Source organism: Streptomyces sp. CA-288835 (assembly GCF_050936385.1).
Lineage (GTDB): Bacteria > Actinomycetota > Actinomycetes > Streptomycetales > Streptomycetaceae > Streptomyces.
On record NZ_JBNJMW010000001.1, the window covers coordinates 2,907,515 to 2,929,646 of the forward strand.

General features: G+C 67.9%; 19 protein-coding genes and 2 pseudogenes. 2 read left to right on the top strand and 19 right to left on the bottom strand.

The annotated features are described in order from the left end of the window. Nucleotides 1-67: 67 nt before the first annotated feature. From ACQEVY_RS13020 to rpsB, 8 genes are all read right to left on the bottom strand, one after another. The gene (locus ACQEVY_RS13020) at nt 68-1,750 is read right to left on the bottom strand and encodes an ABC transporter permease (protein WP_432947993.1); all 1,683 of its coding nucleotides are present in this window, start codon (nt 1,748-1,750) and stop codon (nt 68-70) included. Beyond that, complete coding sequence (locus ACQEVY_RS13025; protein ID WP_432947995.1) at nt 1,726-2,811, bottom strand: thiamine ABC transporter substrate-binding protein; 1,086 nt, start codon at nt 2,809-2,811, stop codon at nt 1,726-1,728. Before ACQEVY_RS13025 ends, ACQEVY_RS13020 begins: the two co-directional genes overlap by 25 nt. Before the next feature lie 245 nt (nt 2,812-3,056). Continuing rightward, nucleotides 3,057-4,163 (bottom strand): 23S rRNA (adenine(2503)-C(2))-methyltransferase RlmN, encoded by a 1,107-nt coding sequence (gene rlmN, locus ACQEVY_RS13030; protein WP_432947997.1) that lies wholly within the window; start codon nt 4,161-4,163, stop codon nt 3,057-3,059. A gap of 99 nt (nt 4,164-4,262) precedes the next feature. Further along, a complete protein-coding gene (locus ACQEVY_RS13035; RefSeq protein WP_432947999.1) occupies nt 4,263-5,435 on the bottom strand; it encodes a phosphatidate cytidylyltransferase in 1,173 nt (390 codons plus the stop codon). Then, a complete protein-coding gene (gene frr, locus ACQEVY_RS13040; protein WP_033321128.1) occupies nt 5,435-5,992 on the bottom strand; it encodes a ribosome recycling factor in 558 nt (185 codons plus the stop codon). The genes ACQEVY_RS13035 and frr overlap by 1 nt, the downstream gene beginning before the upstream one ends. 155 nt (nt 5,993-6,147) lie before the next feature. Next, on the bottom strand, nt 6,148-6,918 hold the full coding sequence (gene pyrH, locus ACQEVY_RS13045; protein ID WP_328768351.1) for a UMP kinase: 771 nt from the start codon (nt 6,916-6,918) through the stop codon (nt 6,148-6,150). Between the two features lie 188 nt (nt 6,919-7,106). Continuing rightward, nucleotides 7,107-7,943, bottom strand: a complete 837-nt coding sequence (gene tsf, locus ACQEVY_RS13050; RefSeq protein WP_328768352.1) for a translation elongation factor Ts — start codon at nt 7,941-7,943, stop codon at nt 7,107-7,109. A gap of 190 nt (nt 7,944-8,133) precedes the next feature. Next, the gene (rpsB, locus tag ACQEVY_RS13055; protein ID WP_344396987.1) at nt 8,134-9,078 is read right to left on the bottom strand and encodes a 30S ribosomal protein S2; all 945 of its coding nucleotides are present in this window, start codon (nt 9,076-9,078) and stop codon (nt 8,134-8,136) included. Between the two features lie 359 nt (nt 9,079-9,437). On the opposite strand from rpsB, the gene ACQEVY_RS13060 reads away from it, so the two are divergent. After that, the gene (locus ACQEVY_RS13060; RefSeq protein WP_432955195.1) at nt 9,438-9,995 is read left to right on the top strand and encodes a M23 family metallopeptidase; all 558 of its coding nucleotides are present in this window, start codon (nt 9,438-9,440) and stop codon (nt 9,993-9,995) included. A gap of 152 nt (nt 9,996-10,147) precedes the next feature. Here the strand turns inward: ACQEVY_RS13060 and ACQEVY_RS13065 are convergent, their stop codons facing one another. The 8 genes and pseudogenes from ACQEVY_RS13065 to ACQEVY_RS13100 form a co-directional block, all read right to left on the bottom strand. Next, a complete protein-coding gene (locus tag ACQEVY_RS13065; RefSeq protein ID WP_328774061.1) occupies nt 10,148-10,705 on the bottom strand; it encodes a TetR/AcrR family transcriptional regulator in 558 nt (185 codons plus the stop codon). A gap of 303 nt (nt 10,706-11,008) precedes the next feature. Beyond that, a complete protein-coding gene (whiG, locus tag ACQEVY_RS13070) occupies nt 11,009-11,845 on the bottom strand; it encodes an RNA polymerase sigma factor WhiG (protein ID WP_432948003.1) in 837 nt (278 codons plus the stop codon). Between the two features lie 337 nt (nt 11,846-12,182). Then, nucleotides 12,183-12,875, bottom strand: a pseudogene (locus ACQEVY_RS13075) (DNA-processing protein DprA); the annotation flags it as partial. A 138-nt stretch (nt 12,876-13,013) separates the two neighbouring features. Then, nucleotides 13,014-13,385, bottom strand: a complete 372-nt coding sequence (locus ACQEVY_RS13080) for a hypothetical protein (RefSeq protein WP_432948005.1) — start codon at nt 13,383-13,385, stop codon at nt 13,014-13,016. 56 nt (nt 13,386-13,441) lie between these two features. After that, nucleotides 13,442-15,379, bottom strand: coding sequence for a hypothetical protein (locus ACQEVY_RS13085; RefSeq protein ID WP_432948007.1), 1,938 nt, complete (start codon nt 15,377-15,379; stop codon nt 13,442-13,444). Between the two features lie 215 nt (nt 15,380-15,594). Next, entirely contained in the window at nt 15,595-17,496 is a 1,902-nt protein-coding gene (locus tag ACQEVY_RS13090; protein ID WP_432948009.1) for a hypothetical protein, read from the bottom strand. Further along, complete coding sequence (locus ACQEVY_RS13095; RefSeq protein ID WP_432948011.1) at nt 17,493-18,956, bottom strand: site-specific integrase; 1,464 nt, start codon at nt 18,954-18,956, stop codon at nt 17,493-17,495. The genes ACQEVY_RS13090 and ACQEVY_RS13095 overlap by 4 nt, the downstream gene beginning before the upstream one ends. A gap of 46 nt (nt 18,957-19,002) precedes the next feature. Then, nucleotides 19,003-19,422 (bottom strand): annotated as a pseudogene (locus ACQEVY_RS13100) (DNA-processing protein DprA); the annotation flags it as partial. On the opposite strand from ACQEVY_RS13100, the gene ACQEVY_RS13105 reads away from it, so the two are divergent. Continuing rightward, nucleotides 19,342-19,671, top strand: coding sequence for a hypothetical protein (locus ACQEVY_RS13105; RefSeq protein WP_432955668.1), 330 nt, complete (start codon nt 19,342-19,344; stop codon nt 19,669-19,671). The pseudogene ACQEVY_RS13100 and the gene ACQEVY_RS13105 sit on opposite strands and share 81 nt — an antisense overlap. Here the strand turns inward: ACQEVY_RS13105 and ACQEVY_RS13110 are convergent. The 3 genes from ACQEVY_RS13110 to ACQEVY_RS13120 form a co-directional block, all read right to left on the bottom strand. After that, the gene (locus tag ACQEVY_RS13110; RefSeq protein ID WP_432948013.1) at nt 19,635-21,260 is read right to left on the bottom strand and encodes a YifB family Mg chelatase-like AAA ATPase; all 1,626 of its coding nucleotides are present in this window, start codon (nt 21,258-21,260) and stop codon (nt 19,635-19,637) included. The two genes, ACQEVY_RS13105 and ACQEVY_RS13110, sit on opposite strands and share 37 nt — an antisense overlap. Continuing rightward, nucleotides 21,260-21,631, bottom strand: a complete 372-nt coding sequence (locus ACQEVY_RS13115; protein ID WP_432948015.1) for a YraN family protein — start codon at nt 21,629-21,631, stop codon at nt 21,260-21,262. The genes ACQEVY_RS13110 and ACQEVY_RS13115 overlap by 1 nt, the downstream gene beginning before the upstream one ends. Before the next feature lie 175 nt (nt 21,632-21,806). Next, nucleotides 21,807-22,115 carry a DUF2469 domain-containing protein gene (locus tag ACQEVY_RS13120; RefSeq protein WP_055510545.1) on the bottom strand — a complete coding sequence of 103 codons (309 nt, stop codon included), beginning with the start codon at nt 22,113-22,115 and terminating at the stop codon, nt 21,807-21,809. Nucleotides 22,116-22,132: the final 17 nt, after the last annotated feature.

Here is a 22,132-nt window from a genome sequence, read left to right on the forward strand (position 1 = left end):
TGCGTGAGCCCCGCGTTTCGTAGGGGGATCGCGTCCCCCTTGTGGATCGCATCGCGCTCGGCCATCGTCAGAACTCCCCCGTCCGGTCGGTGCGGACGCGTTCGAGCAGGAGCAGCGCCACCGCGCACACCACCATCAAGATCGTCGAAAGGGCCATCGCCTGGCCGTAGTTGAGCTCGCCCGCGCGCCCGAGGAGCCGGGCCACGGCGACCGGCAGCGTCGGGTTGTCGGGCCGCGCGATGAACACGGTCGCGCCGAACTCGCCGAGCGACACGGCGAAGGCGAACCCTGCCGCGATCAGCAGGGCGCGCCGCACCATCGGCAGATCGACCTCACGCCACACCCGCCATGGCGAGGCGCCGAGCACGGCCGCCGCCTCGCGCAGCCGTACGTCCACGGCGCGGAGGACGGGCAGCATGGTCCGTACGACGAAGGGGACACCGACCAGCGCCTGGGCCAGCGGCACCAGGATCCAGCTGCTTCTCAGGTCCAGCGGCGGCTCGTCGAGCGCGATCAGGAAACCGAAGCCGACGGTCACCGCGGACACGCCGAGCGGGAGCATGAGCAGCGCGTCGAAGCCCCGTACGAGACGCCCGGCGTCCCGTCGGGTGAGGGCGGCTGCCGCGAGACCGCCGATCAGCAGGGCGAGGGCGGTGGCGGCGAGGGCGTACTGGAGTGAATTGCCGACAGCCTCGATGGGCGGGACGAGGAAGACGTCGCTCTCGCCGCTGGTCAGAGCCTTGTAGTACGCGAATCCGGGAGCGTCCAGCGAGCGTTGGACCAGCACGGCCAGTGGCAGCACGAGCAGTAGCGCGGCGGTGCCGAGGACGGAGGCGAGCAGCGTCCACTGGCCGGCGCCGCGCGGCCGTCGCGCGGTCACGGAGGCGTCGACCAGGCGCAGGGCCGTCTCCCGGCGTCGTACGGTCCATGCGTGGACCGCGAGTATCGCCCCCACGGCCACGAACTGGATCATGGTGAGCACGGCAGCGGTGGAGAGGTCGAAGATCTCCGAGGTCTGCCGGTAGATCTCGACTTCGAGCGTGGCGAAGGTGGGCCCGCCCAGGATCTGCACCACGCCGAAGGAGGTGAAGGTGAAGAGGAAGACCATGAGCGCAGCGGCGGCCACGGCCGGGCCGAGCGCGGGGAGCGTGACCTTGCGCCAGGCCGCGAACCGTGAGGCGCCGAGGACCCGCGCGGCCTCCTCTTGACGCGGGTCGAGTTGCGACCACAGGCCGCCGACGGTGCGTACGACGACGGCGTAGTTGAAGAAGACGTGCGCGAGCAGGATGGCCCAGACGGTGGTGTCGAGCCGTACGCCCCACAGCTCGTCGAGGAGTCCGCCGCGTCCGACCAGCGCCAGGAAGGCGGTCCCGACGACGACCGTCGGCAGCACGAACGGGACGGTGATGACGGCCCGCAGCAGCTGCTTGCCCCTGAAATCGAAGCGCGCGAAGACGTATGCGCCGGGGAGCGCGATCAGCAGCGTGAGCGCGGTCGAGACGAGCGCCTGCCAGGTCGTGAACCACAGGACGTGCCGGATGTCCGGCTGCGCGAGCACCTCGCCGAGCCGCCCCAACTGCCAGGCCCCGTCGACCTTCAGGCCACGGGCCACGATCGCCGCGACGGGGTAGGCGAAGAAGACCGCGAAGAACGCGACGGGCAGGGCCATGAGCCCGAGCCGCGCCGCGCTCTTCCCGGGAGCCGGTGTCCTGGGGCGTCCGGCCCTTACTTCAGTACGAGCGACGTCCACGACTTGACCCACTGGTCACGGTTCTTGGCGATGTCCTCGGGCGCGATGATCTCGTAGTCCTCCGCCGGGGCGCCGAACTTCGTGAACTCCTCGGGGATCTGCGCGTCCTCGCGCATCGGGTACACGAACATGTTGAGCGGCACGTCGGCCTGGAACTTCTTCGAGATGAGGAAGTCGATGAGGGCCTTGCCGCCCTTGGCGTTCTTGGCGTTGCTGAGCAGTCCCGCGTACTCGATCTGCCGGAAGCAGGTGCCGTAGGCGACGCCGGTCGGTGCGGTGTCCGGCTTGGGGTCGGCGAAGACGACCTCGGCGGGCGGAGAGGAGGCGTAGGAGACGACGAGCGGGCGGTCCCCCTTCGCCTTCTTGCCGGCGGCGGACCCGGAGAACTCGTCGTTGTAGGCCTGCTCCCAGCCGTCGACGACCTTCACGCCGTTGGCCTTGAGCTTCGTCCAATAGTCCTGCCAGCCGTCGTCGCCGTATTTTGCGGCCGTACCCAGCAGGAAACCGAGGCCGGGCGAGGAGGTGGAGGCGTTCTCGGTGACGAGGAGGTTCTTGTACTCGGGCTTGACGAGGTCGTCGAAGGACTCCGGCGGGGTCAGGTTGTTCTCTTCGAAGTAGGCCTTGTCGTAGTTGACGCAGATGTCGCCGAAGTCGACGGGCGTGACCCGCTTCTTCTGCTGGTCGATCCGGTACTCCAGGGGCAGCAGGTCGGAGTCCTTGGCCTCGTACGACTGGAACAGGTCGTTGTCGAACGCCCGGGACAGCAGGGTGTTGTCGACGCCGTAGAGGACATCGCCCTGCGGGTTGTCCTTGGTGAGGATCGCCTTGTTGAGGGCCTGGCCTGCGTCCCCGTCCTTGAGGACCTTCACCTGGTAGCCGGACTGCTTCTCGAAGTCGCTGATCACGCTCTTGGACGCCGCCCATGAGTCATGGCTGACGAGGGTGACGGTCTTGGACTCCGAGGCCCCTTCCCCGTCCCCGGAGTCGGACGACGTGCAAGCGGACAGCGTGACCAGACCGAGCCCGACGGCCATGGCCACGAACTTCTTGGTGGTGCTCACTGGATCCCTCCTGGGTTACCAGGAAGAGACGCGGCCCTGCCCGGGAACCTCTGAGTTCCCGGGCAGGGCGCAACAGCTTGAGTAATGACCGAACTTCCTACCCAGAATGACCTGGGCAAGGTTCAGAGGGTCTGCGGTCTGCTACCGCACTCTCAGCGCTGTGGCGCTCCCCTGTCGGAATATGTAGGTGTACGTACGGGGCAAGAGTACAGCCAGCCATTTCGCGACAGCTCCACGGCTCCTGGCTACCGTTCGGTCGCGGCGAGCTGTCCGCATGCCCCGTCGATCTCCTGGCCACGGGTGTCCCGGACGGTGACCGGCACTCCGTGCGCGGCAATCGCCTCGCTGAACGCCTTCTCGTCCTCCGGCCGGGAGGCGGTCCACTTGGAGCCGGGCGTCGGGTTCAGCGGGATCAGGTTGACGTGCACCGGCTTGCCCTTGAGCAGCCGGCCGAGCCGGTCGCCGCGCCACGCCTGGTCGTTGATGTCCCGGATCAGCGCGTACTCGATGGACAGCCGGCGCCCGGACCTGGCCGCGTACTCCCATCCGGCGTCGAGGACTTCCCGCACCTTCCACCGTGTGTTGACGGGTACGAGGGTGTCGCGCAGCTCGTCGTCCGGCGCGTGCAGCGAGATGGCGAGCCGGCACTTGAAGCCCTCGTCGGCGAGCCGGTGGATGGCCGGGACCAGTCCGACGGTCGACACGGTGATGCCGCGCTGCGAGAGCCCGAGCCCGTCCGGCTCGGGGTCGGTGAGCGCCCGTATCGCGCCGACGACGCGCTTGTAGTTGGCGAGGGGCTCGCCCATGCCCATGAAGACGATGTTGGAGAGCCGGGCCGGCCCCCCGGGAATCTCCCCGTCCCGCAGGGCCCGCATCCCATCCACGATCTGGTGCACGATCTCGGCGGTCGACAGGTTCCGGTCCAGCCCGGCCTGTCCGGTGGCGCAGAAGGGGCAGTTCATGCCGCAGCCGGCTTGCGAGCTGATGCACATGGTGACCCGGTCCGGGTAGCGCATCAGCACGGATTCGACGAGCGTCCCGTCGAAGAGCCGCCACAGGGTCTTGCGGGTGGTGTCCTGGTCGGTCGACAGATGCCGTACGACCGTCATCAGCTCGGGAAGCAGCGCCTCTTGAAGCTTGGCGCGCGATCCGGCGGGGATGTCGGTCCACTGCTCCGGATCGTGCGCGTACCGCGCGAAGTAGTGCTGCGAGAGTTGCTTGGCACGAAACGGCTTCTCACCGATCGCGGCAACGGCTTCCTTGCGCTCGGCGGGCGAAAGATCGGCAAGGTGCCGCGGCGGCTTCTGGGCTGCGCGGGGGGCGACGAAAGTGAGTTCTCCGGGCTTAGGCATGGCCATACAAGTGTCGCAGACATACGAAGAGGGGCTCGCCACCTGTGGACAACGAGCCCCTCACGCATGAATGTGCAGGTCAGCAGCGATACACAAGGGTCACCCAGAACCGACGAAGATCACCATCAGCAGCCACACCACCGGCGCCGTAGGCAGCAGCGAATCCAGCCGGTCCATGATGCCGCCGTGCCCCGGCAGCAGCGTCCCCATGTCCTTGATGCCGAGGTCCCGCTTGATCATTGACTCGCCGAGGTCGCCCAGAGTGGCGGTGACCGCGACCGCGAGGCCCATGAGCAGGCCCTGCCACCAGGTGCCGTCCTCGATCAGGAACTGCATGAACAGTGCGCCCGCCGCCATGGCGAAGCCGACCGCGCCGAGCAGGCCCTCGCGGGTCTTGCCGGGACTGATGCGCGGGGCGAGCTTGTGCTTGCCGAAGCGCCAGCCGACGGCGTACGCGCCCGTGTCACTCACCACGGCCAGCGCCAGGAACGTGAGGACCCGCTTTGCACCGTCGTCAGCGGTGAGCATCATCGCCACGAACGTGGCCAGGAACGGGATGTAGAAGGCCGCGAAAACCCCCGCCGTGACGTCCTTGAGGTAGCCGTCGGGAGGTTCCGTCATGCGCCAGACGAGGACGGCGAGTGCGGTGAGCGCCATCGCCACCCAGGCGCCCTCTGCGCCCCGTACGTATCCGGCGACGACCATCGCCGCACCGCCGAGCGCGAGCGGCACGAGAGGCGCCTTGATGCTCTTGCGCTCCTGGAGCCGCGAGGTCAGCTCCCACAGGCCGACCACGACGGCGACCGCTATGACGCCGACGAAGACGGCCTTGACGACGAACAGCGATACGACGATCACCGCACCGAGCGCGACGCCGACCCCTATGGCAGCACCCAGGTCGCGGCCCGCGTTCTTCTTCTGCGGTGCGGACGCCGGCTCTGAGGCGCTGGACATGGGCTCCTGCGACTGAGGCTGAGGATGCGGTTGGTGCTGGGGCTGGGGCTGGGGCTGGTGATGCGACGGGGCCCGGTGCGGCGGCGTCGACGGCGTCTCGTCGCGGAACAGGGGGCCACCCGACACGGCGGCCCCCCGGTCGTCATCCTGGTCTCCGCCATGCGCGGGTACGTCGGGCACGATGGGCATGGGGCGAGTCTGCTGGGCGTTGTGCGTGTCGTACGCGGGACCCGCCGGGGCAGCCCCCTGGGCGGGCCCCTGGTCGGACGGCCCCCAGTACCCGGCTTGTGGCGGCGCCCCCCAGGAAGAGTCGTTCATCAGACCTCGAGCAGCTCTGATTCCTTGTGCTTGAGCAGCTCGTCCACCTGGGCGACGTACTTCGCGGTGGTATCGTCGAGCTCCTTCTCCGCACGGCGGCCCTCGTCCTCGCCGACCTCGCCATCCTTGATCATCTTGTCGATGGCGTCCTTGGCCTTGCGGCGGACGGACCGGATCGAGACCTTGGCGTCCTCGCCCTTGGTCTTGGCGACCTTGATGTAGTCCCTGCGGCGCTCCTCGGTCAGCTCGGGGAACACCACCCGAATGATATTGCCGTCGTTGCTCGGGTTGACGCCCAGGTCGGAGTCGCGGATCGCCTGCTCGATGTTGCGCAGCGCGCTCTTGTCGAACGGGGTCACCACGGCCATACGCGGTTCCGGCACCGAGAACGAGGCGAGCTGGTTGATCGGCGTCAGTGCGCCGTAGTAGTCGGCCACGATCTTGTTGAACATCGCCGGGTGCGCACGACCGGTGCGGATCGCGGCGAAGTCCTCCTTGGCGACCACGACGGCCTTCTCCATCTTCTCCTCGGCCTCGAGGAGGGTCTCTTCGATCACCACTTGCTCCTGCGTGTCTTGAGTAGGCCCGGCAGCTGTTCCTGGTCGGGGTCGGCAGCCGGCTGCGTCGCGTCTTATTACTGCACGGTTCCCGACCGGCAGGACATTGTCCATCCCCCGGTCAGGGTCCGTCCTCCTGGCAGGGACTGCGCCTGTCAGGCCCGGCTGCCCTGATCACCCACGAGAGTGCCGATCTTCTCACCCTTGACGGCGCGCGCGATATTGCCCTCCGCCAGAAGCTCGAAGACCAGGATGGGCAGCTTGTTGTCACGGCAGAGCGTGATGGCCGTCATGTCGGCGACCTTCAGGTCCCGCGTGATGACCTCGCCATAGCTGAGCGAGTCGAACTTGACGGCCTCGGAGTTGGTCTTCGGATCGGAGTCGTAGACCCCGTCCACACCGTTCTTGCCCATCAGGAGGGCTTCGGCGTCGATCTCCAGGGCGCGCTGGGCGGCGGTGGTGTCGGTGGAGAAGTACGGCATGCCCATACCGGCGCCGAAGATGACCACGCGGCCCTTCTCCAGGTGGCGTACGGCACGCAGCGGGATGTACGGCTCCGCGACCTGCCCCATGGTGATGGCGGTCTGCACGCGCGAGTCGATGCCCTCCTTCTCCAGGAAGTCCTGAAGGGCAAGGCAGTTCATGACCGTACCGAGCATGCCCATGTAGTCGGAGCGGGCCCGGTCCATGCCGCGCTGCTGCAGCTCGGCGCCGCGGAAGAAGTTGCCGCCGCCGATGACGACGGCGATCTGGGCACCACCGCGGACGACGGCGGCCACCTCTCGGGCGATTTTGTGCACCACGTCGGGGTCGACGCCCAGTCCCCCGCCACCGGCGAACGCCTCACCGGAAAGCTTCAGCAGAAAGCGCCCCGCGCCTTTGCCGTGATCGCTCTTGTCGTCCTTGTCGGCCTTGGTGGTGGTCATGGAGATCTCGCCTCTTTTACGTGTCGCACATACGAAGAAGGCCATTGCCGGTGGGGTGTTCTCATCCCATGCGCGGCAATGGCCTCCTCGTCAGATCTGCTGTCGTCCGTCACGCACGCGCGCGTGCCCACGTGCGAGGACGACTGCTGTCGACCCTAGCGGGCTCTCGCGTGGAGCGCGGTACGGACTCAGATGCCGACCTTGATGCGCACGAAGCGCTTCAGGGTGACACCGGCCTCGTCCAGGACCTTCTGGACGGACTTCTTCTGGTCGAGCGCGTACGGCTGGCCGAGGAGCGTGGCGTCCTTGAAGAAGGCGTTGACGCGACCCTCGACGATCTTCGGCAGCGCGGCCTCGGGCTTGCCCTCGGCACGCGTGGTCTCCTCGGCGACCCGGCGCTCGCTCTCGACGACCTCGGCCGGAACGTCCTCACGGGAGAGGTACTTGGGCGCGAAGGCGGCGATGTGCTGCGCGATGCCCTTGGCGGTCTCGGCGTCCGGCTTGTCCAGCTCGACGAGGACACCGATCTGCGGGGGCAGGTCGGGCATGGTGCGGTGCATGTACGCGGAGACGTACGCGCCGGAGAACTGGGCGAAGCGGTCCAGGACGATCTTCTCGCCCAGGTTGGCGTTGGCCTCGTCGACGTACGCCTGAACCGTCTTGCCGGGCTCGATCTCGGAGGCGAGGAGCGCCTCGAGGTCGGCCGGGGAGGTGGCGGCGACGTGCGCAGCGAGCGCGTTCGCGGCGGCCTGGAACTTCTCGCCCTTGGCGACGAAGTCCGTCTCGCACTTCAGCTCGACGAGGACACCGGAGGTGTTGTCGTCGGCGATCAGGGAGACGACGGCGCCGTTCTCGGCGGAGCGGCCCTCGCGCTTGGCGACGCCCTTCTGGCCCTTGATGCGCAGGGCCTCGACGGCCTTGTCGACGTTGCCGTCGGCCTCGTCGAGCGCCTTCTTGCAGTCCATCATGCCGGCGCCGGTGAGCTCGCGGAGCTTCTTGACGTCGGCGGCGGTGTAGTTCGCCATGATCAGTGAATCTCTTCTCGGAGTTCGAAGTCTCGAAGTCGGCGTCCGCCGCTGATCGGGCGGGCGTCCACCGAAGATCTACGGTCTACGGGTGAACGGCGGGCGGCGCGCTGGCGCCGCCCGCCGTCACTTGATCCGTGACGCTGGAGTCAGGCCCGCGACGCGGAGGTCGAGGCCTACGACGCCGGGGTCAGGCCTGCTCGGCCTCGGCCGGCTTCTCGGCCTCGGCGGCGGGGGCCTCAGCGGCAGCCTCGGCGGGGGCTTCGGCAGCAGCCTCGGCGGGGGCCTCAGCAGCGGCGGGGGCCTCGGCAGCAGCGGGGGCCGGCGCCTCGGTGGTGGCGGTGGCCTCCTCGGCCTTCTTCTCGCCACCCTCGAGGAGGTCGCGCTCCCACTCGGCGAGCGGCTCGCCCGCGGCCTTCTCACCCTTGGCCTCGGCGGCGGCACCGGAACGGGCGATGAGGCCCTCGGCGACGGCGTCGGCGATCACACGGGTGAGCAGGGTGACGGAGCGGATCGCATCGTCGTTGCCCGGGATCTTGTAGTCGACCTCGTCGGGGTCGCAGTTGGTGTCGAGGATGGCGACGACCGGAATGTTGAGCTTCCGGGCCTCGCCGACCGCGATGTGCTCCTTCTTGGTGTCCACGATCCAGACGGCGCTGGGCACCTTCTGCATCTCGCGGATACCGCCGAGGGTCTTCTCCAGCTTGGCCTTCTCGCGGGAGAGGACCAGCAGCTCCTTCTTGGTGAGGCCGGAGGCGGCCACGTCCTCGAAGTCGATCTGCTCGAGCTCCTTCAGGCGCTGCAGGCGCTTGTAGACGGTCGAGAAGTTGGTGAGCATGCCGCCCAGCCAGCGCTGGTTGACGTAAGGCATGCCGACGCGGGTGGCCTGCTCGGCGATGGCCTCCTGCGCCTGCTTCTTCGTGCCGACGAACATGACCGTGCCGCCGTGGGCGACGGTCTCCTTGACGAACTCGTAGGCGCGGTCGATGTACGACAGCGACTGGAGCAGGTCGATGATGTAAATGCCGTTGCGCTCCGTGAAGATGAATCGCTTCATCTTCGGGTTCCAACGGCGGGTCTGGTGACCGAAGTGGACGCCGCTTTCCAGCAGCTCCCGCATCGTGACGACGGCCATGGCCGTACTCCTTGGTGTTCTCGGTTGTGCCGCGCGTGCCGGACGGCACCCGCGCCTGACGCCCGCGATGCGCCTGCCACTAGGGACCGAGGGGCGCTGACACCGGCTTTTGGGGCCCGATGTCGGGGCGTGCGAAGTCGACCCGGTGACCCGGATCGCCACCAGAAGTGTACGGGACACGCGAGGCACCGGGTGACGCCGATGTCCACAACCGCCCGGTACTCCACAGATCCTGGCCATGATCCACTTTTTCCCGCAGATCGCGGGACCGTTCTCGCATGCGAGCAGAACGATTCCGACGAGACCGACGACGTCAACGATGCCTTCGTACATGGCTGGCCTTGCTCTTGGGCCTGACGATGGCCGCCCTCGGCATCGCCTTACCCGCTGCCGGTGCACCGGCTCCCGGTGTCGCGAACGGCCCGGCACCGCCGGGAGCCGATGCCCCGGTTCCGGCTGTCGGCCGAGCCTGGCCTGTTGGGGTACGCCCGCCGGTGACCCGCGGTTGGGACCCGCCGACGACTGAGTACGGCCGAGGCCACCGTGGCGTGGACCTCGCGGCGCCACCGGGCACTGCCGTCCGCGCCATCGCCCCAGGCCGTATCTCCTTCGCGGGCAGGGTCGCGGGCCGCGGAGTCCTCTCGATCGAACTCGACAGCACCGGCGACCCTCCTCTGCGCACCACATACGAACCGGTACGCGCGACAGCGAAGAAGGGAGACGAGGTGGCGCCAGGCGACATCGTCGGCGTCGTAGAACCCACGGGCTCCCACTGCCAGGCATCCTGCCTGCACTGGGGCCTACTCCGAGCCGACACCTACCTGGACCCGCTTTCCTTGCTGCCCCCAGGGCTACTCCGCCGGGGCCCTTCACGCCTGCTCCCGGTCATCGGCGTACCGGAGGGGCCACCGACGTAGGGGGTGCAGTACTGACGTGGCTGGGCGTCGCGTCCAGACTGGCGTGGCCGGATGTCGCGCCCAGTTGACTTTTTTGCCGCAGGGGCGGAGGGGGAGGGCGGGAAGCCCGGAAGAGCGAACTCAGCCTCCAACCAGCCGAGAAGGCCCTTCCCTCAGCCCCGTACCCCCCGCAACGCCATCTTCACAGCGGCTTCAGTGATGGCGTCCGGGTCCTCGGCCGCGCCCAGCTCGATGCGCCGTACCGCCGCGTCCACGATGCCCTGCAGGAGCATGGCGGCCATACGGGGCTGGTCGTGGCCCATGTCCCCGAGCGCTTCCACGATCATGGCGACGAGGCCGCCGTGCGCGGCGCGGATCTTTTCTCGTGCGCCCGCGTCGAGTTCGCTCGCGGAGATGGCGACGACAGCCCGGTGCCGGCGGTCGCCGACCAGGGCGAGCTGTTGGCGGACATACGCCTCGACCTTGCCCTCGGGCGTCTGGGCCTGCGACATCGCAGCCTCGACCTCGGCCGCCCATACCGGGAAGTCGACCGCGCAGAGTTCTTCGACCACGGCCGCCCGCGACCGGAAGTACTCATAGACGGAGGACCGCGCGAGTCCCGTGCGCTCGGCGAGCGCGGGGAACGTCAGCGCCTCAGTCCCACCCTGCGACAGCAGTGATCGGGCCGCGTCCAACAGGGCGGCTCGCTGCATCGACCGGTGCTCGGCCACGGAGGCCGCTCGAATCCTTGGCACGCCTCCACTTTACGGATGGACCACCCTCGACGGGAGTGGCTCCGCATGACGGGGTCTGATCAGGACCTCTCGGCCCGGACGGTCCGAGGACGCCCCAACCGAGCCGATCCTTGACCGACACGTCGTCCCAACCGTGAGGATTCCCGGACCGGGACGACGTCCCGACCGAGAGGACCCCGATCGAGACGACGCCTCGACCCAAGGGAGCGGAGAGGGGCAGAGGGCCCGAGCCGGCCAAGTCGGCGGAAGCTGGCAGCTGTCGACCACCGTCACCAGCAGTCAGCGTCCGAAGCTCGCCAGCTTCGCCCGCAGCTGGAGCACCGACTTCGTGTGGATCTGGCTGACCCGGCTCTCCGTCACCCCGAGTACGTTACCGATCTCGGCGAGTGTGAGGCCCTCGTAGTAGTACAGCGTGACCACGGTCTTCTCGCGCTCGGGCAGCGTGTTGATGGCCCGTGCGAGAAAGCGCCGCAGCTCGCGGTCCTCGGCGACCTCCACGGGGTTGTCGGCCGCGGTGTCCTCGAGCGTGTCCATCAGGCTCAGCCGGTCGCCGCTCTCGCCTCCGGCGTGCAGCAGCTCCTCCAGGGCGACCACGTTCGCCAGCGACAACTGGCTGAAGACGGCGTGGAGTTCATCCACCCCGATGCCCAACTCGTCGGCCACCTCGCCCTCCGAGGGACTGCGCCGCAGCCGGGCCTCCAGCGTCGCGTATGCCCGCTCGACGTTGCGCGCCTTCTGCCGCACGGATCGCGGAATCCAGTCCAGGGCCCGCAGTTCGTCGATCATCGCGCCCCGGATCCGGGTGATCGCGTACGTCTCGAACTTGATCTCCCGCTCGATGTCGAACTTCTCGATCGCGTCGATCAGCCCGAACACCCCGGACGAGACGAAGTCCGCCTGCTCCACATTGGGCGGCAGCCCCACGCTCACCCGGCCCGCGACGTACTTGACCAGCGGCGAGTAGTGCAGGATCAGCTGCTCGCGCAACCGCTCGTCGCCCGTCGCCTTGTACGACCTCCACAACTCGTCGAGCGTCGAGGGCGCGGGCGGCCGCACGTCGCCGCGGGCAGCGGGGGGAACAGCCGCCCGGTCAGACCCGGAGGTGTGCTGGGGCATTCGTCGTCTTGTGCCGTTCTGCCGTGAACAGGGGGTGCCTGAGTGAGCTGTCGGTCCGAGGTCGAGGTGTTTGGCTGGGCTACTTGGCTGGCTCGATTGCCTGGGTTGCTTGGCTGGGTTACTTGTTTCGGTTGCTTGTCGGAGTCGGAATCCCCGTGAGCGTAGCGTGACTGGAGAGTTGCAGTGAGCGAAGAGCGGGGGATCCACCATGCGCAGATACGTTCCGCTGGGCGCCCCACAGGGTCACGTCCGTCGCCGTACGTGACCGTCGCGAGGCGCCAACTGCGGGAACTGCCAGGGACATCGGGGTGTCGCCCGGACGGGGGAACACGCTGGGTCAGCATCGCCCCCGATCCGGGTGGACGGGGATCATCGCCTCGCGTGTCAACTTCCAGCTGTCGCCGTGTCGTTCGACGTAGCCAAGTGACCGGAGTTCGTACAGCTTCCCGACCGCGTCGTCCTGCGTCGTCCCAGCGCCCCTGGCGATCTCCTCGGCCGTCGCGATCCTCCGGGCGGGCAGCGCGGCAAGCACTCGGCGGGCGTCCGGGTCCAGGAGGTCCCGCGGGAGCACCGGCCCGCGCCGGTCCGGCGCCAGGTCACCCATGTCGCCCACCAGCTCAGTGATCTCGGCGGCGTCGGTGACGAGCACCGCGTCCCCGCGCAGCAGTTCGTGCACACCGGCCGAGAGCCCGCTGGTGGCGGGGCCCGGCACTCCTATGGTGTAGCGCCCCAAGCGCTGTGCGGCGCGCGCGGTCACGAGTGCGCCGCTGCGGTAGGCGGCCTCGACAACCACCGTGCCGCGGGTCAGCGCCGCGATGACCCTGTTGCGGAGGATGAATCTGCTCGGCGTTGGGTGATCACCGGGTGGCAACTCTCCGATGACCAGGCCCTGTTCCGCGATCCTGGTGATCAACTGGGTGTGTCCGCGCGGGTACGGTTGGTCGACCCCGCAGGCGAGCACGGCGACGGTGGCTCCGCCGGCTCCGAGCGCACCGCGATGTGCCGCACCGTCGACTCCGTACGTAATCCCGCCAGTAGTCCGCCCCTCCTCCTTCTCTGGACTGAGCTCATCTCACCAGTTCAGAGACCTGAGCCGAACGAATCGCAGGCAACAGAAGTGTTGCTCATAAAATCAGCAAAGAGCCACCCGGAACGATCTTGAAAGGGCTCATGGTGTGTGCTGGCGGCGACGAGGCAGTGTGCGGACCTTGGCGGCGTCTGCGTCTCGTCCGGTTGCTGCGGCATGCTCCATCGAGAGCAGGTTCAAGGCTGCCGAGTAGATCTTGAGCCTGCCTTCGAGGAACCGACAATGGGCCTGAAGACCCTTGTGCTTTTCCTTCAGCTCCTCGAACTCATCGATGGCTCGAGCGTGCGTCGCGCGGGCAGCTGCGTCCTTGGCGACCTCGGCCTGGAAGAGCTCCTTGAGGTCGGTGTGCTGGTGGGTGAGGTACCAACGTTTGACATCAGCCTCGACTGCGAGTTGAGAGATGTTGAGACGTCCGCTGGATCGGTGCGGGGTGCCAGCGAACAGACGGTTCATGGCAGCGAGGATCGCTTGCCGGGTCGGGTCCGTCTCCTGGTCGAAGGGGAATCTGCTCATTCCGCCGCGCTTTCCTTGTGGGCGTCGAGGATCGCCTGCTGACGAGCCAGCTCGTGCCGCTCGCGTTCGTGGCGGATGGGTGGGGCGAGAGGGTCCGAGACGATCTCGGTGAGCTCGGCCACCTTCTGCTCGACGCATTCAATGTCGCGATCGGTCCGGGCGAGGTTGAGGCAGTTGGGCCGGCAGTCGTCAGTGTCCGGGGTGACCAGTGGGTCGTCGATCGTGCCGCGAAGCTGGCAGGCGGCTTTGTCGGGGGTCAGGACGCAGGTCATTCCGCGTCCGTGGTGGATCTGCAGGAGCCGGTTGCCGAGAAGGTCGCGGGCCTGGCGGTCGGACTTGAGCACACGGCCGGCAAAGACACGGCTGCCTTCGCTCACCCGGTGTCGGTAGGCGTCGGCGGCGGGGCCGCTGACGTGCTCGCCTGCGACGAGTGCCTGCTCGTCCTCGGCGAGACACTCAAGGCGGTAGAGCCATTCCTCGAAGGCGTACTCATCGGGGAAGCCCGAGTCGTAGTCGCCTGCATACCCCTGGAGCATTTGAGTGTAGGCATGGCCGTACTGAATCGAAGCGGCGATCAGGCCGCGGGGGCGACGCCGGATGAACCAGGCGAGGGTGCGGCGGAAGCGGCTGGCCGCGAGGCGTCCTCGCCCGTCATCAGGAATGAGGTCGGTGCGGCCGTGCCGGTCGCATTCGGTGTTGACCCAGTGGACGAACGCGGCCAGGTCCTCGGCGATCCTCTGGTCGCTCCGGGCTTCGCCCAGTCTCTTTCCGCTCTTCCGGCGCCTGTGGAAGGCCTCGATCCTGGTGGGGAACAGTAGTTGGTGCGGGTGGAGCCGTTCCAGGATGTCGATCGCGTCGGCAACGACTTCGATGATGATCCAGGGGTCGGCCCGGGCCTCTCCTGTGGGGAGCTTGTTGCCGTCCTGGTCCTCAGCGCCCTTGAAGTAGAGGCCGTGCATCAGCCAAAGGCCGACGGTGCCGTCACGCTCGACGCAGCCGCGTCGGAGGTTGAGGACTTCCCCCGCCCTTGCGCCGGACAGGTAGGCGATGATGACGAAGCAGGCGGTGCTCAGCAGCCGAGCCAGCTGGGGGGCCTCCCGGTAGGTGATCCGTTTCTCCCGCCAGGGCTGCCCGTTCCATTGGCCGGTGATCGGAGCATCCAGGTAAGTACCTTCAACGACCGGCAGCCCTGAGTCACGGATCAGAAGCCCGCTGGAGCTGTTCCGGAGCGACTGAGAGCAGTTCAAGATGGCGGCCAGGTGTGCCCAGGAGATTTCGAGTTGACCGTCGTCGTCGAGGTGCCCGGGTAAGCCTTCTCCGCCCCGTTTCAGCTTTTCGATATAGGCGATGACCTGCGGCTTCAACTCCCCGGCTTGGTGCCGGTGGGCTCTCGGTTTCCCGCTCGCGCGTCGACCTTGAGGGGTGCGGTCGTGAAGGTCGAGATACTCGGCGTGGGCGGCCAGGATGTCCTCGGCGAAATCCTCGGTGAACCGGAGGGCCCAGATCAGCAGCATCTGCATGGTGGGCTCGCCGATTCGGGGGGTGCGGTTGGCCCGGGGCCTATGGGTGCGTTCAAGGAGATCTTGCGTGTCTGCGCCGCCCCAGGGCGGGGAATCTTCAAGTCGCATCTGGGGCGGCAGGATGTGCCGGTGGGCCCAGAGCCTGCGGATCTCGACGAGGCGCCGGTAGCAGCGGTCCAAGGGCACCTCGTCGTCGACGAGCGCGATGAGGTAGTCGTCCAGGACAGCGTTTGTGACCTGGCAGAATTCGGTAATTCCGCGCTTGGCCAACCATTCCAGGATGAACCTCAAACCGTTGATGAACGAGTTCGCGATGGTTCTGGGCGCCATGCGTTTGGAGCCCGCTCGCCGGATGGCTCTGACGTCGGTGTTGTTCAGCAATTGCCAGACGTAGAACTTCGCGGCGAGCCTCAAGCCGGAGGGAAGCAAGGAGAAGTTCACGGTCATGGACTGCATGTGATCTTCGAAGATCGCCGGGTTGAGATCCCAGCGGTCGTCGCAGAACCGGGAGAGTTTGGACATGTCGGTGCCGGGCCGCAGGTCCCTGTTCTGCAGGACCAGCGTCTGCGGGGTGGGGACCGGGGTGCCGTCCGGGACTTCTCCCCAGTCCAGTGTCAGAGCGGGGAATGTCATCGCAGGTCGAGCTCCCGGTTCAAGAATCGTTCGACGAGGGCCCGGTCGTCGTCGGTGGCATCGCGGCGGGCGTCCTCGACCGCAGCGGCGTCGGCTTCCTCAAGCAGATCGGCCAGCTGGGCGAAGGGGGCGGCAAACCGCCGGGCCCACTGCAGTTTGTCCATCTGGTCCCGGCGCTCGGCGAGCCTGTCGTGGACCAGGACCTGAACGGGCAAGTGCCGTGGCAGCGCCCGTGCGCACTCGCAGTCGAGGCAGAGCATGAACGAGGCCGGGCAGGCCGTTCCCGGTGGTGCATGCGGGCCGTTCTTGTTGTCAGTGCAGGCGGACATGACCGTGTCGAGTTCGCCGGCGAGCATCCGCTTCAGGACGACAGGGTCGAGGCCTTGTTCCGCGGCGACCGCTTCCGGATCAGTGCGGGCCCGCTCGACGTCCTTCGCGGACATCACCGCCATCGAGCCGCGAGCCCGTGCCTTGGCTTCTTCTTCGGACAGCACCTTGGCGACGACCTTGCTGTATTCGGTGACGTTGCCGCGGTTGCGGGCCATGTACTGCCTCACCGCGGTCGTCTCAGTGTGGGCGACCGGTCGCTGGTGCAGTTCGATGTGCGTCAACCGCACCAGGCCAAGCTGCAACTGCAAGGGCACCGGTCGGTCTTCCTCATCCGGCTCGTCGGCCATCAGCCCCCAGACCAAGGCCCGTTCGTTGACCAGCTCGCCAGCTCGGCTGATGGGCCGGAATCCCCGTCCCACCCCCCTGCCGCCTGCTGCGAAGTAGCCGGTGAAGAGACGGTTGCCGCCGGCCAACGCTCTTGAGCGGGCTGTCAGCTCGTGCAACAGCATGTAGAGGCCGAAGGGGGTGTGTAGTTCGTCCCGGGCCGAGAGCTCATCGGGATTGTCCGGGACAGTGATCCAGTCCGGGATCTCCGTCAAGGCCAGGCTCATGTAGGCGCGACGTCCCCGGCGGGGCTTTTTGAGGTCAACGATCGTCGTGCTGGTCTTGCCGGTGTAGCCGTCCGCCCGGTGATGGGCTGCTGGCGCCTTCAGGATGACCTCGGGGTTCTCGCCGGTCAGCACTCCGAACAGGACGACCCCGGCGGCCAGTTCAGCAGGGCTAAGGTGAAGCCGGGTAACGATGTCCGCGACCGAGCCATGATCAGTGACCCAGGAACGTGGCCATTCCTTTCCGGCGTTCACCCCCTTCGCCTGGCGGACGCGCGGGACGTCACCGAACCGGTCCACCCAGTCCAGCAGCTCAAGATGCCGAGCCATCCGCCGATCGTCACCGGCCTCGACGTCACCCTGCCGGAATCGCTGCAGGAGATCCCGGTTGTCCCGGATCCGTCGTGCCGCGGCCCGCAGGTCGCCGCGTGCCGCGTCCGCGATCCGTTTGAACTCGGCCCGGCTGTAGCTCTCCCGCGGAGGGCTCGGCGGGCGTTTCGGAAGCGGTTCGGCCAGGCGGCCAGCCACTGCGTCGGTGATGCCTTCCGCATGGATCAGCAGGTGCTTGAGATCGTGCATGTCGCCTCGCAGCCCGCTGCCCAGATGCTCGCGGGACACGCAGAATCCGTCGATGTGCTCGGGCGTCAGATGCGAGATCTCCCGGGGCGGCCAGGGCGAGGTGGCCAGATGGCTGTCGAAGAGCTTCAGGACCTTGTAAACCCTGTGCATCGAGTCCAACGAGGTCAGACCGGCGCCGGGTGCCGTGCGCTTGACGAACGCCGCCACCAGCGCCTCCCGCAGCGGCGACTCCACCCGCAACACAGAGACGTCGTAGTCGTGGAACCCCTCGCCGTCCTCACTGAAGCACCGGACGATCGTCTTCTCATCGTCCGTGAGCAGACCATGGCGCGTCCTGGAACGGCCTGCGGGCAGCGAGGCCGACCGGCCCCGGCCGCTCACCTGGCCACCGCCAGCGGATCGGTGCGGACGCGGGGATGCCCGGTGAAGACGTTCGCCATGAACACCTCGACTGGGAAGCCCTCCGCATGGGCCAGCAGCAGCTCGACGTCGAGGTTCCTGAACGGCTCCAGGTAGATCTCCTTGGTCGTCTCGACCACCGCGTGCCCGAGCATCGTCTGCACCAAGTGCCAGACATCACCGAACTGGTCACGAAAGTCCCGCAGTTCGTCCTCGTTCAGGTGCCCGAGCCGGGCCGCGTGCACGAGCTTGCCGATCGAGTACCACTTGAGCGCGAACGAGTGACGAAGCATGTGGGCAGTGCAGGAGAAGGACTCCAGACCCAGATCGCAGATCCGACGGTTCGCGGCGTCGAAGGTGTGCTCCCAGCCCCGTCCCTGCCTCGGCAGGCCGTCCTCGTTCAGCCAGAGCGCCACCGGCTCCAGCCCGTACTCACCACGGCGGAACAGCCGCAGGCGCGTCCTTGGGCCGATGTCGTTCCAGCGTTTCGTCTCCGTGCCCCCACGAACGCCTTCCAAGGTCACCGACTCGGTGCCGTGCGTCTCCAGCACCAGGCGGCGATCCGCGATGCGCTCGTAACGGCCAGCCGCCTGGGCTCGCCGAACTGCCGCGGCGCGGGCACCCTCGACGTAGGAGAGCACGCCCTTCATCGCCGAGCGGGGCGTCCAGTACTGGTGCCCGTAGCCGCCTTTGGCGCAGGCATCCGCGAGGTCGCAGGTGTAGTAGCCGCGGCGCTGGCTATAGGCAGGCAGCTCCGGCAGCATCACGCTCGCCCATTCCGAGACCCGCAGCCCGTTGCCGTAGAGCCCGTCGGCGAACGCGACGTCCCGTTGTTCGTTGCGGCCCCTCCACCAGGGGTCGGGGCGCCCGGACAGATCCAGGCCACGCAGTCCCAGGTCACACCACCGGGTGTAGCCCCCAGGGTCCAGCCACTTGACGTTCTCCCGGCGGATGATGCGCGGGGCATCAAAGTCCTCGAACGGGTTGAAGATGCCGTACTCGCCGTGCATCCACTTGTAGAACTTCTTCAGCGCGGCGAGGTCCCGCGCGAACGAGTTCGTCTGTACCGACTGCTCGTTCTCGGGATCGGTCACGCGCCAGAACAGGAACTCCTGTGCGTCCTCTTCCGCGGCCTCCCACCAGTTGATCCCCAGCTGGACCAGGAAGTTCAGCCACACACCCACGGAGTAGGTGTAGTCCTTCTGCGTACCTTCATCGAGATTCCGCCACTTCGCGGACGCGAGGCACGAGTTGACCCGCAGATCAGGTCGCCCCTCCGGGCCAATGAGGAACCTCTGCCCGTCCCTGATCCCCGACCCGCCCGCCCACGAGGCAAGGCCCCCTGCCCGTCCAGGCAGCACGTCAGCAAGGTCGCCAGCAGGTATTCCAAGGTCAAGCCGGTGGACTTGCCAGCAGCGCGGATCGCGCTCAACTCCCGTCACATGTACAGAAACGAGCGCTAGCAACAACGGTCACTGGACACAGAACGTAGACGCCTCCGGACACTACGACCCAGCCCCGCTCTGCGAGCCCCGCGCCGAGGATGGCTGCCATATGGGCGCCGTACTCGGTGCAGGCCCGGGCGCCCACGACCGCGACGGAACGCAGTGCCCATATCCGCAGGTTGGGCCGCCCTCGTACCCATAGTCCGATGGGCCGCGCGTCCCCCAGGTCGTCGAGCTGCGCCGACCACTCGGGGTCGCCGGGACAGACGAACCGCATCCCAGCGTCGCGCGCGGCCGCCAGGTCCCGCTCCGGATCCGTCTGCTGGGCCCTGGCTCGCAGGCCCGCCCACCGTTTGTCCGTCACCCCTGGCAGCTGTTCTCCGTGTCCGAAGAGGCGCCGCACCACCTCGCCGGCCCCGAGTTGCCGGAGCCAGCGCCCGCAGACCTCGTCCCCGGGTTCGATGACGCGCGCGAGGAAAACCCGGTGGAGCCGCTCGTCGCCCACGCTCACACGCTCGCCGTCTCCATTCACCTGCTCATCCCCACCGCGCACGCGCTCATCGCCCCCTCTCAGGCGCCCATCCCCACCACTCACGCCCTCATCACCACCGCTGACGCGATCCTCGCCCCCGCTCACGCGGCCTTCGCCCCAGCTCACGCACTCATCGCCCCCGCTCACGACATCGCACCGATCGCCATCGGCACCCCCTGAGGCACGCCGGTGCGCAGTTGCAGGGCGAGGGCGACATCCGTTGCGTCAGGCCGGTCGTGGCCGACGAGGTCCGCGATGGTCCAGGCGACGCGCAGTACGCGATCGAGGCCGCGGGCGGTGAGGAGGCCGCGCTCCAGGCTGCGTTCGGCATCGTCCATGGCGCCGATCGACGCGTACCACCGGCTGCGCAGCTCGCTTCCCGGGACCTCGCTGTTCGTCCGCCATGGTGTGCCTTTGAGACGGGCCGCCGAGCGCTCCCTGGCCGCTCGTACCCGGTCGGCGACGGTCGAGGTGGCTTCGCCCCGCATTCCGAGGTCGGTCAGCTCTGAGCGCGTGACGCGGTCCACCTCGACCCTGAGGTCGACCCGGTCGAGCAGCGGACCGGAGAGCCGGGCCTGGTAGCGGCGGATCATCGGAGTGGAGCACTCGCAGGCGTTGCCCGTCTGCGAGAAGCGGCCACAGGGACATGGATTGGCCGCAAGCACCATCAGGAACCTCGCCGGGAAACGGACGACACCCGCGGTGCGCGCGATCACAACGTGTCCCGCCTCCAATGGCTGGCGCAGCGCGTCCAGCGCCCGGCTGCTGAACTCCGGGGTTTCGTCGAGAAAAAGAACCCCACGGTGAGACAACGACACCGCGCCGGGTCGTGCGATTCCCTGGCCGCCACCGACCAGCGCTTGCGTCGTGGCCGAGTGGTGTGGCGCGCAGTAGGGCGGGGTGTCGATGAGGGGCTTTCCCGGAGGAAGCAGGCCCGCGACGGAATGGACCGCAGTGACTTCCAGCGACTCCTGCCTGTCGAGCGGCGGCAGGATGGCCGGCAGCCGCTCGGCGAGCATCGTCTTGCCGGCACCCGGTGGGCCTTCCAGGAAAAGATGGTGCCCTCCGGCGGCGGCGACCTCCACCGCTGTCCGCGCCGAACGCTGGCCGACGACATCGGCGAGGTCATGGCCATGGTCGTGCTGTGCGACGCCCATGCTGTGCATCCCGGAAGCGGCGCGGGTGCCCGGCATGCGCAGGCCCGCGAGGAGCGGGTCGGGGCGGCCCGGTTCATCCGGTTCCTCTTCGGGGACCGGCTCGTCCGTGAGGACGGCGATCAGCTGGCGCAGGCTGCGGACGCCGAGCACCGAGACGCCGGGCACCAGTGAGGCCTCGGCGGCGGCGCACTCGGGGACCACCACCTGTTCGTATCCGGCGTCGGCCGCGGCGAGCACCGCGGGCAGTACGCCCCGTACCGGCCGCACCCGGCCGTCCAGGCCCAGCTCCCCGATCATCACGATGTCGGGGAGAACCCGGGGGTCGATCCGCTCGGAGGCTCCCAGGACGGCACAGGCGACAGCAAGATCGAACCCGCTGCCGCCCTTCGGTACGGAGGCCGGGCTGAGCCCCACCGTGAGCTTCTTCTGGGGCCATTCGCCGCCGGAGTTGACCACGGCCGCCCTGACTCGGTCCCTGCTCTCGCTCAGGCTCTTGTCGGGCAGTCCCACCAGCGTGAAGGCCGCGATCCCCGGTTCCAGGTCCGCCTGGACCTCGACGACGACGCCCTCTACGCCGACCAGTGCCACCGAGCACGTACGGGCGAAACCCATCAGGCCACCCCCCGTACGTGCTCGACGACGGGCGCGCCGCGGTCGGGGAGAAGGACGCCGACCACATCGATCCGTACGCCGCCGGGTGGCGCCCCTCCGTGTTCCTGCACCCAGCGCTCGGCCAAGCCCCGCAGCCGCTCCGCCTTGAGGGGCGTGATGCCGGCCATCGGGTGCTCGAAGGCACCGGCCCGGCGGGTTTTGACCTCGCAGACGACGACCGCGTCGCCGTCCCGGGCCACGATGTCGATCTCACCGGTCCTGCCACAGCGCCAGTTGCGCTCCAGGACCGTCATCCCGGCCTCGCCCAGCCGCCGCGCGGCCAGGTCCTCGCCGTACTTGCCGAGTGCGCCTCGTGCAGTGCGTGCGTTCATGTCGGCACCACCTCCGGCGCCAACGATGAGGGCAGCTCAGCAAGCTATTGGATCTTGGTGGACAAGTCTGGGCTTGTGGACAAGACGGCCACTCTTGTGAGTGATCAGCGACCGTCGGCACCTCCGGTCAGCGACCGTCGGCACCTCCGGATCACCGACTGCCAGCAGCTGCGGATCAGCTGCTCGGCAGCTCGAGGTCGCTCTTGTTCAGCTCCTCAATGTTCACGTCCTTGAACGTGAGTACTCGCACCTGCTTCACGAATCGAGCAGGCCGGTACATGTCCCACACCCAGGCGTCCGCCATGGACACCTCGAAGAACACCTCACCCTGAACCGAGTGGACCTGCATTTCATAGTCGTTCGTGAGGTAGAAGCGCCGCTCGGTCTCGATCACGTATTTGAACAGACCGACGACGTCGCGGTACTCCCGGTAGAGCTTCAGCTCCATCTCGGTCTCGTACTTCTCGAGGTCCTCGGCGCTCATGGCATGTTCCCCTTCAG

Bases quoted from the DNA above. Each gene is read 5' to 3' on its own strand.
- rlmN (WP_432947997.1), bottom strand. From the start codon at position 4,163: ATGCCTAAGCCCGGAGAACTCACTTTCGTCGCCCCCCGCGCAGCCCAG.
- ACQEVY_RS13035 (WP_432947999.1), bottom strand. From the start codon at position 5,435: ATGAACGACTCTTCCTGGGGGGCGCCGCCACAAGCCGGGTACTGGGGG.
- pyrH (WP_328768351.1), bottom strand. From the start codon at position 6,918: ATGACCACCACCAAGGCCGACAAGGACGACAAGAGCGATCACGGCAAA.
- tsf (WP_328768352.1), bottom strand. From the start codon at position 7,943: ATGGCGAACTACACCGCCGCCGACGTCAAGAAGCTCCGCGAGCTCACC.
- rpsB (WP_344396987.1), bottom strand. From the start codon at position 9,078: ATGGCCGTCGTCACGATGCGGGAGCTGCTGGAAAGCGGCGTCCACTTC.
- ACQEVY_RS13060 (WP_432955195.1), top strand. From the start codon at position 9,438: ATGGCCGCCCTCGGCATCGCCTTACCCGCTGCCGGTGCACCGGCTCCC.
- whiG (WP_432948003.1), bottom strand. From the start codon at position 11,845: ATGCCCCAGCACACCTCCGGGTCTGACCGGGCGGCTGTTCCCCCCGCT.
- ACQEVY_RS13080 (WP_432948005.1), bottom strand. From the start codon at position 13,385: ATGAACCGTCTGTTCGCTGGCACCCCGCACCGATCCAGCGGACGTCTC.
- ACQEVY_RS13110 (WP_432948013.1), bottom strand. From the start codon at position 21,260: ATGGGTTTCGCCCGTACGTGCTCGGTGGCACTGGTCGGCGTAGAGGGC.
- ACQEVY_RS13115 (WP_432948015.1), bottom strand. From the start codon at position 21,631: ATGAACGCACGCACTGCACGAGGCGCACTCGGCAAGTACGGCGAGGAC.
- ACQEVY_RS13120 (WP_055510545.1), bottom strand. From the start codon at position 22,115: ATGAGCGCCGAGGACCTCGAGAAGTACGAGACCGAGATGGAGCTGAAG.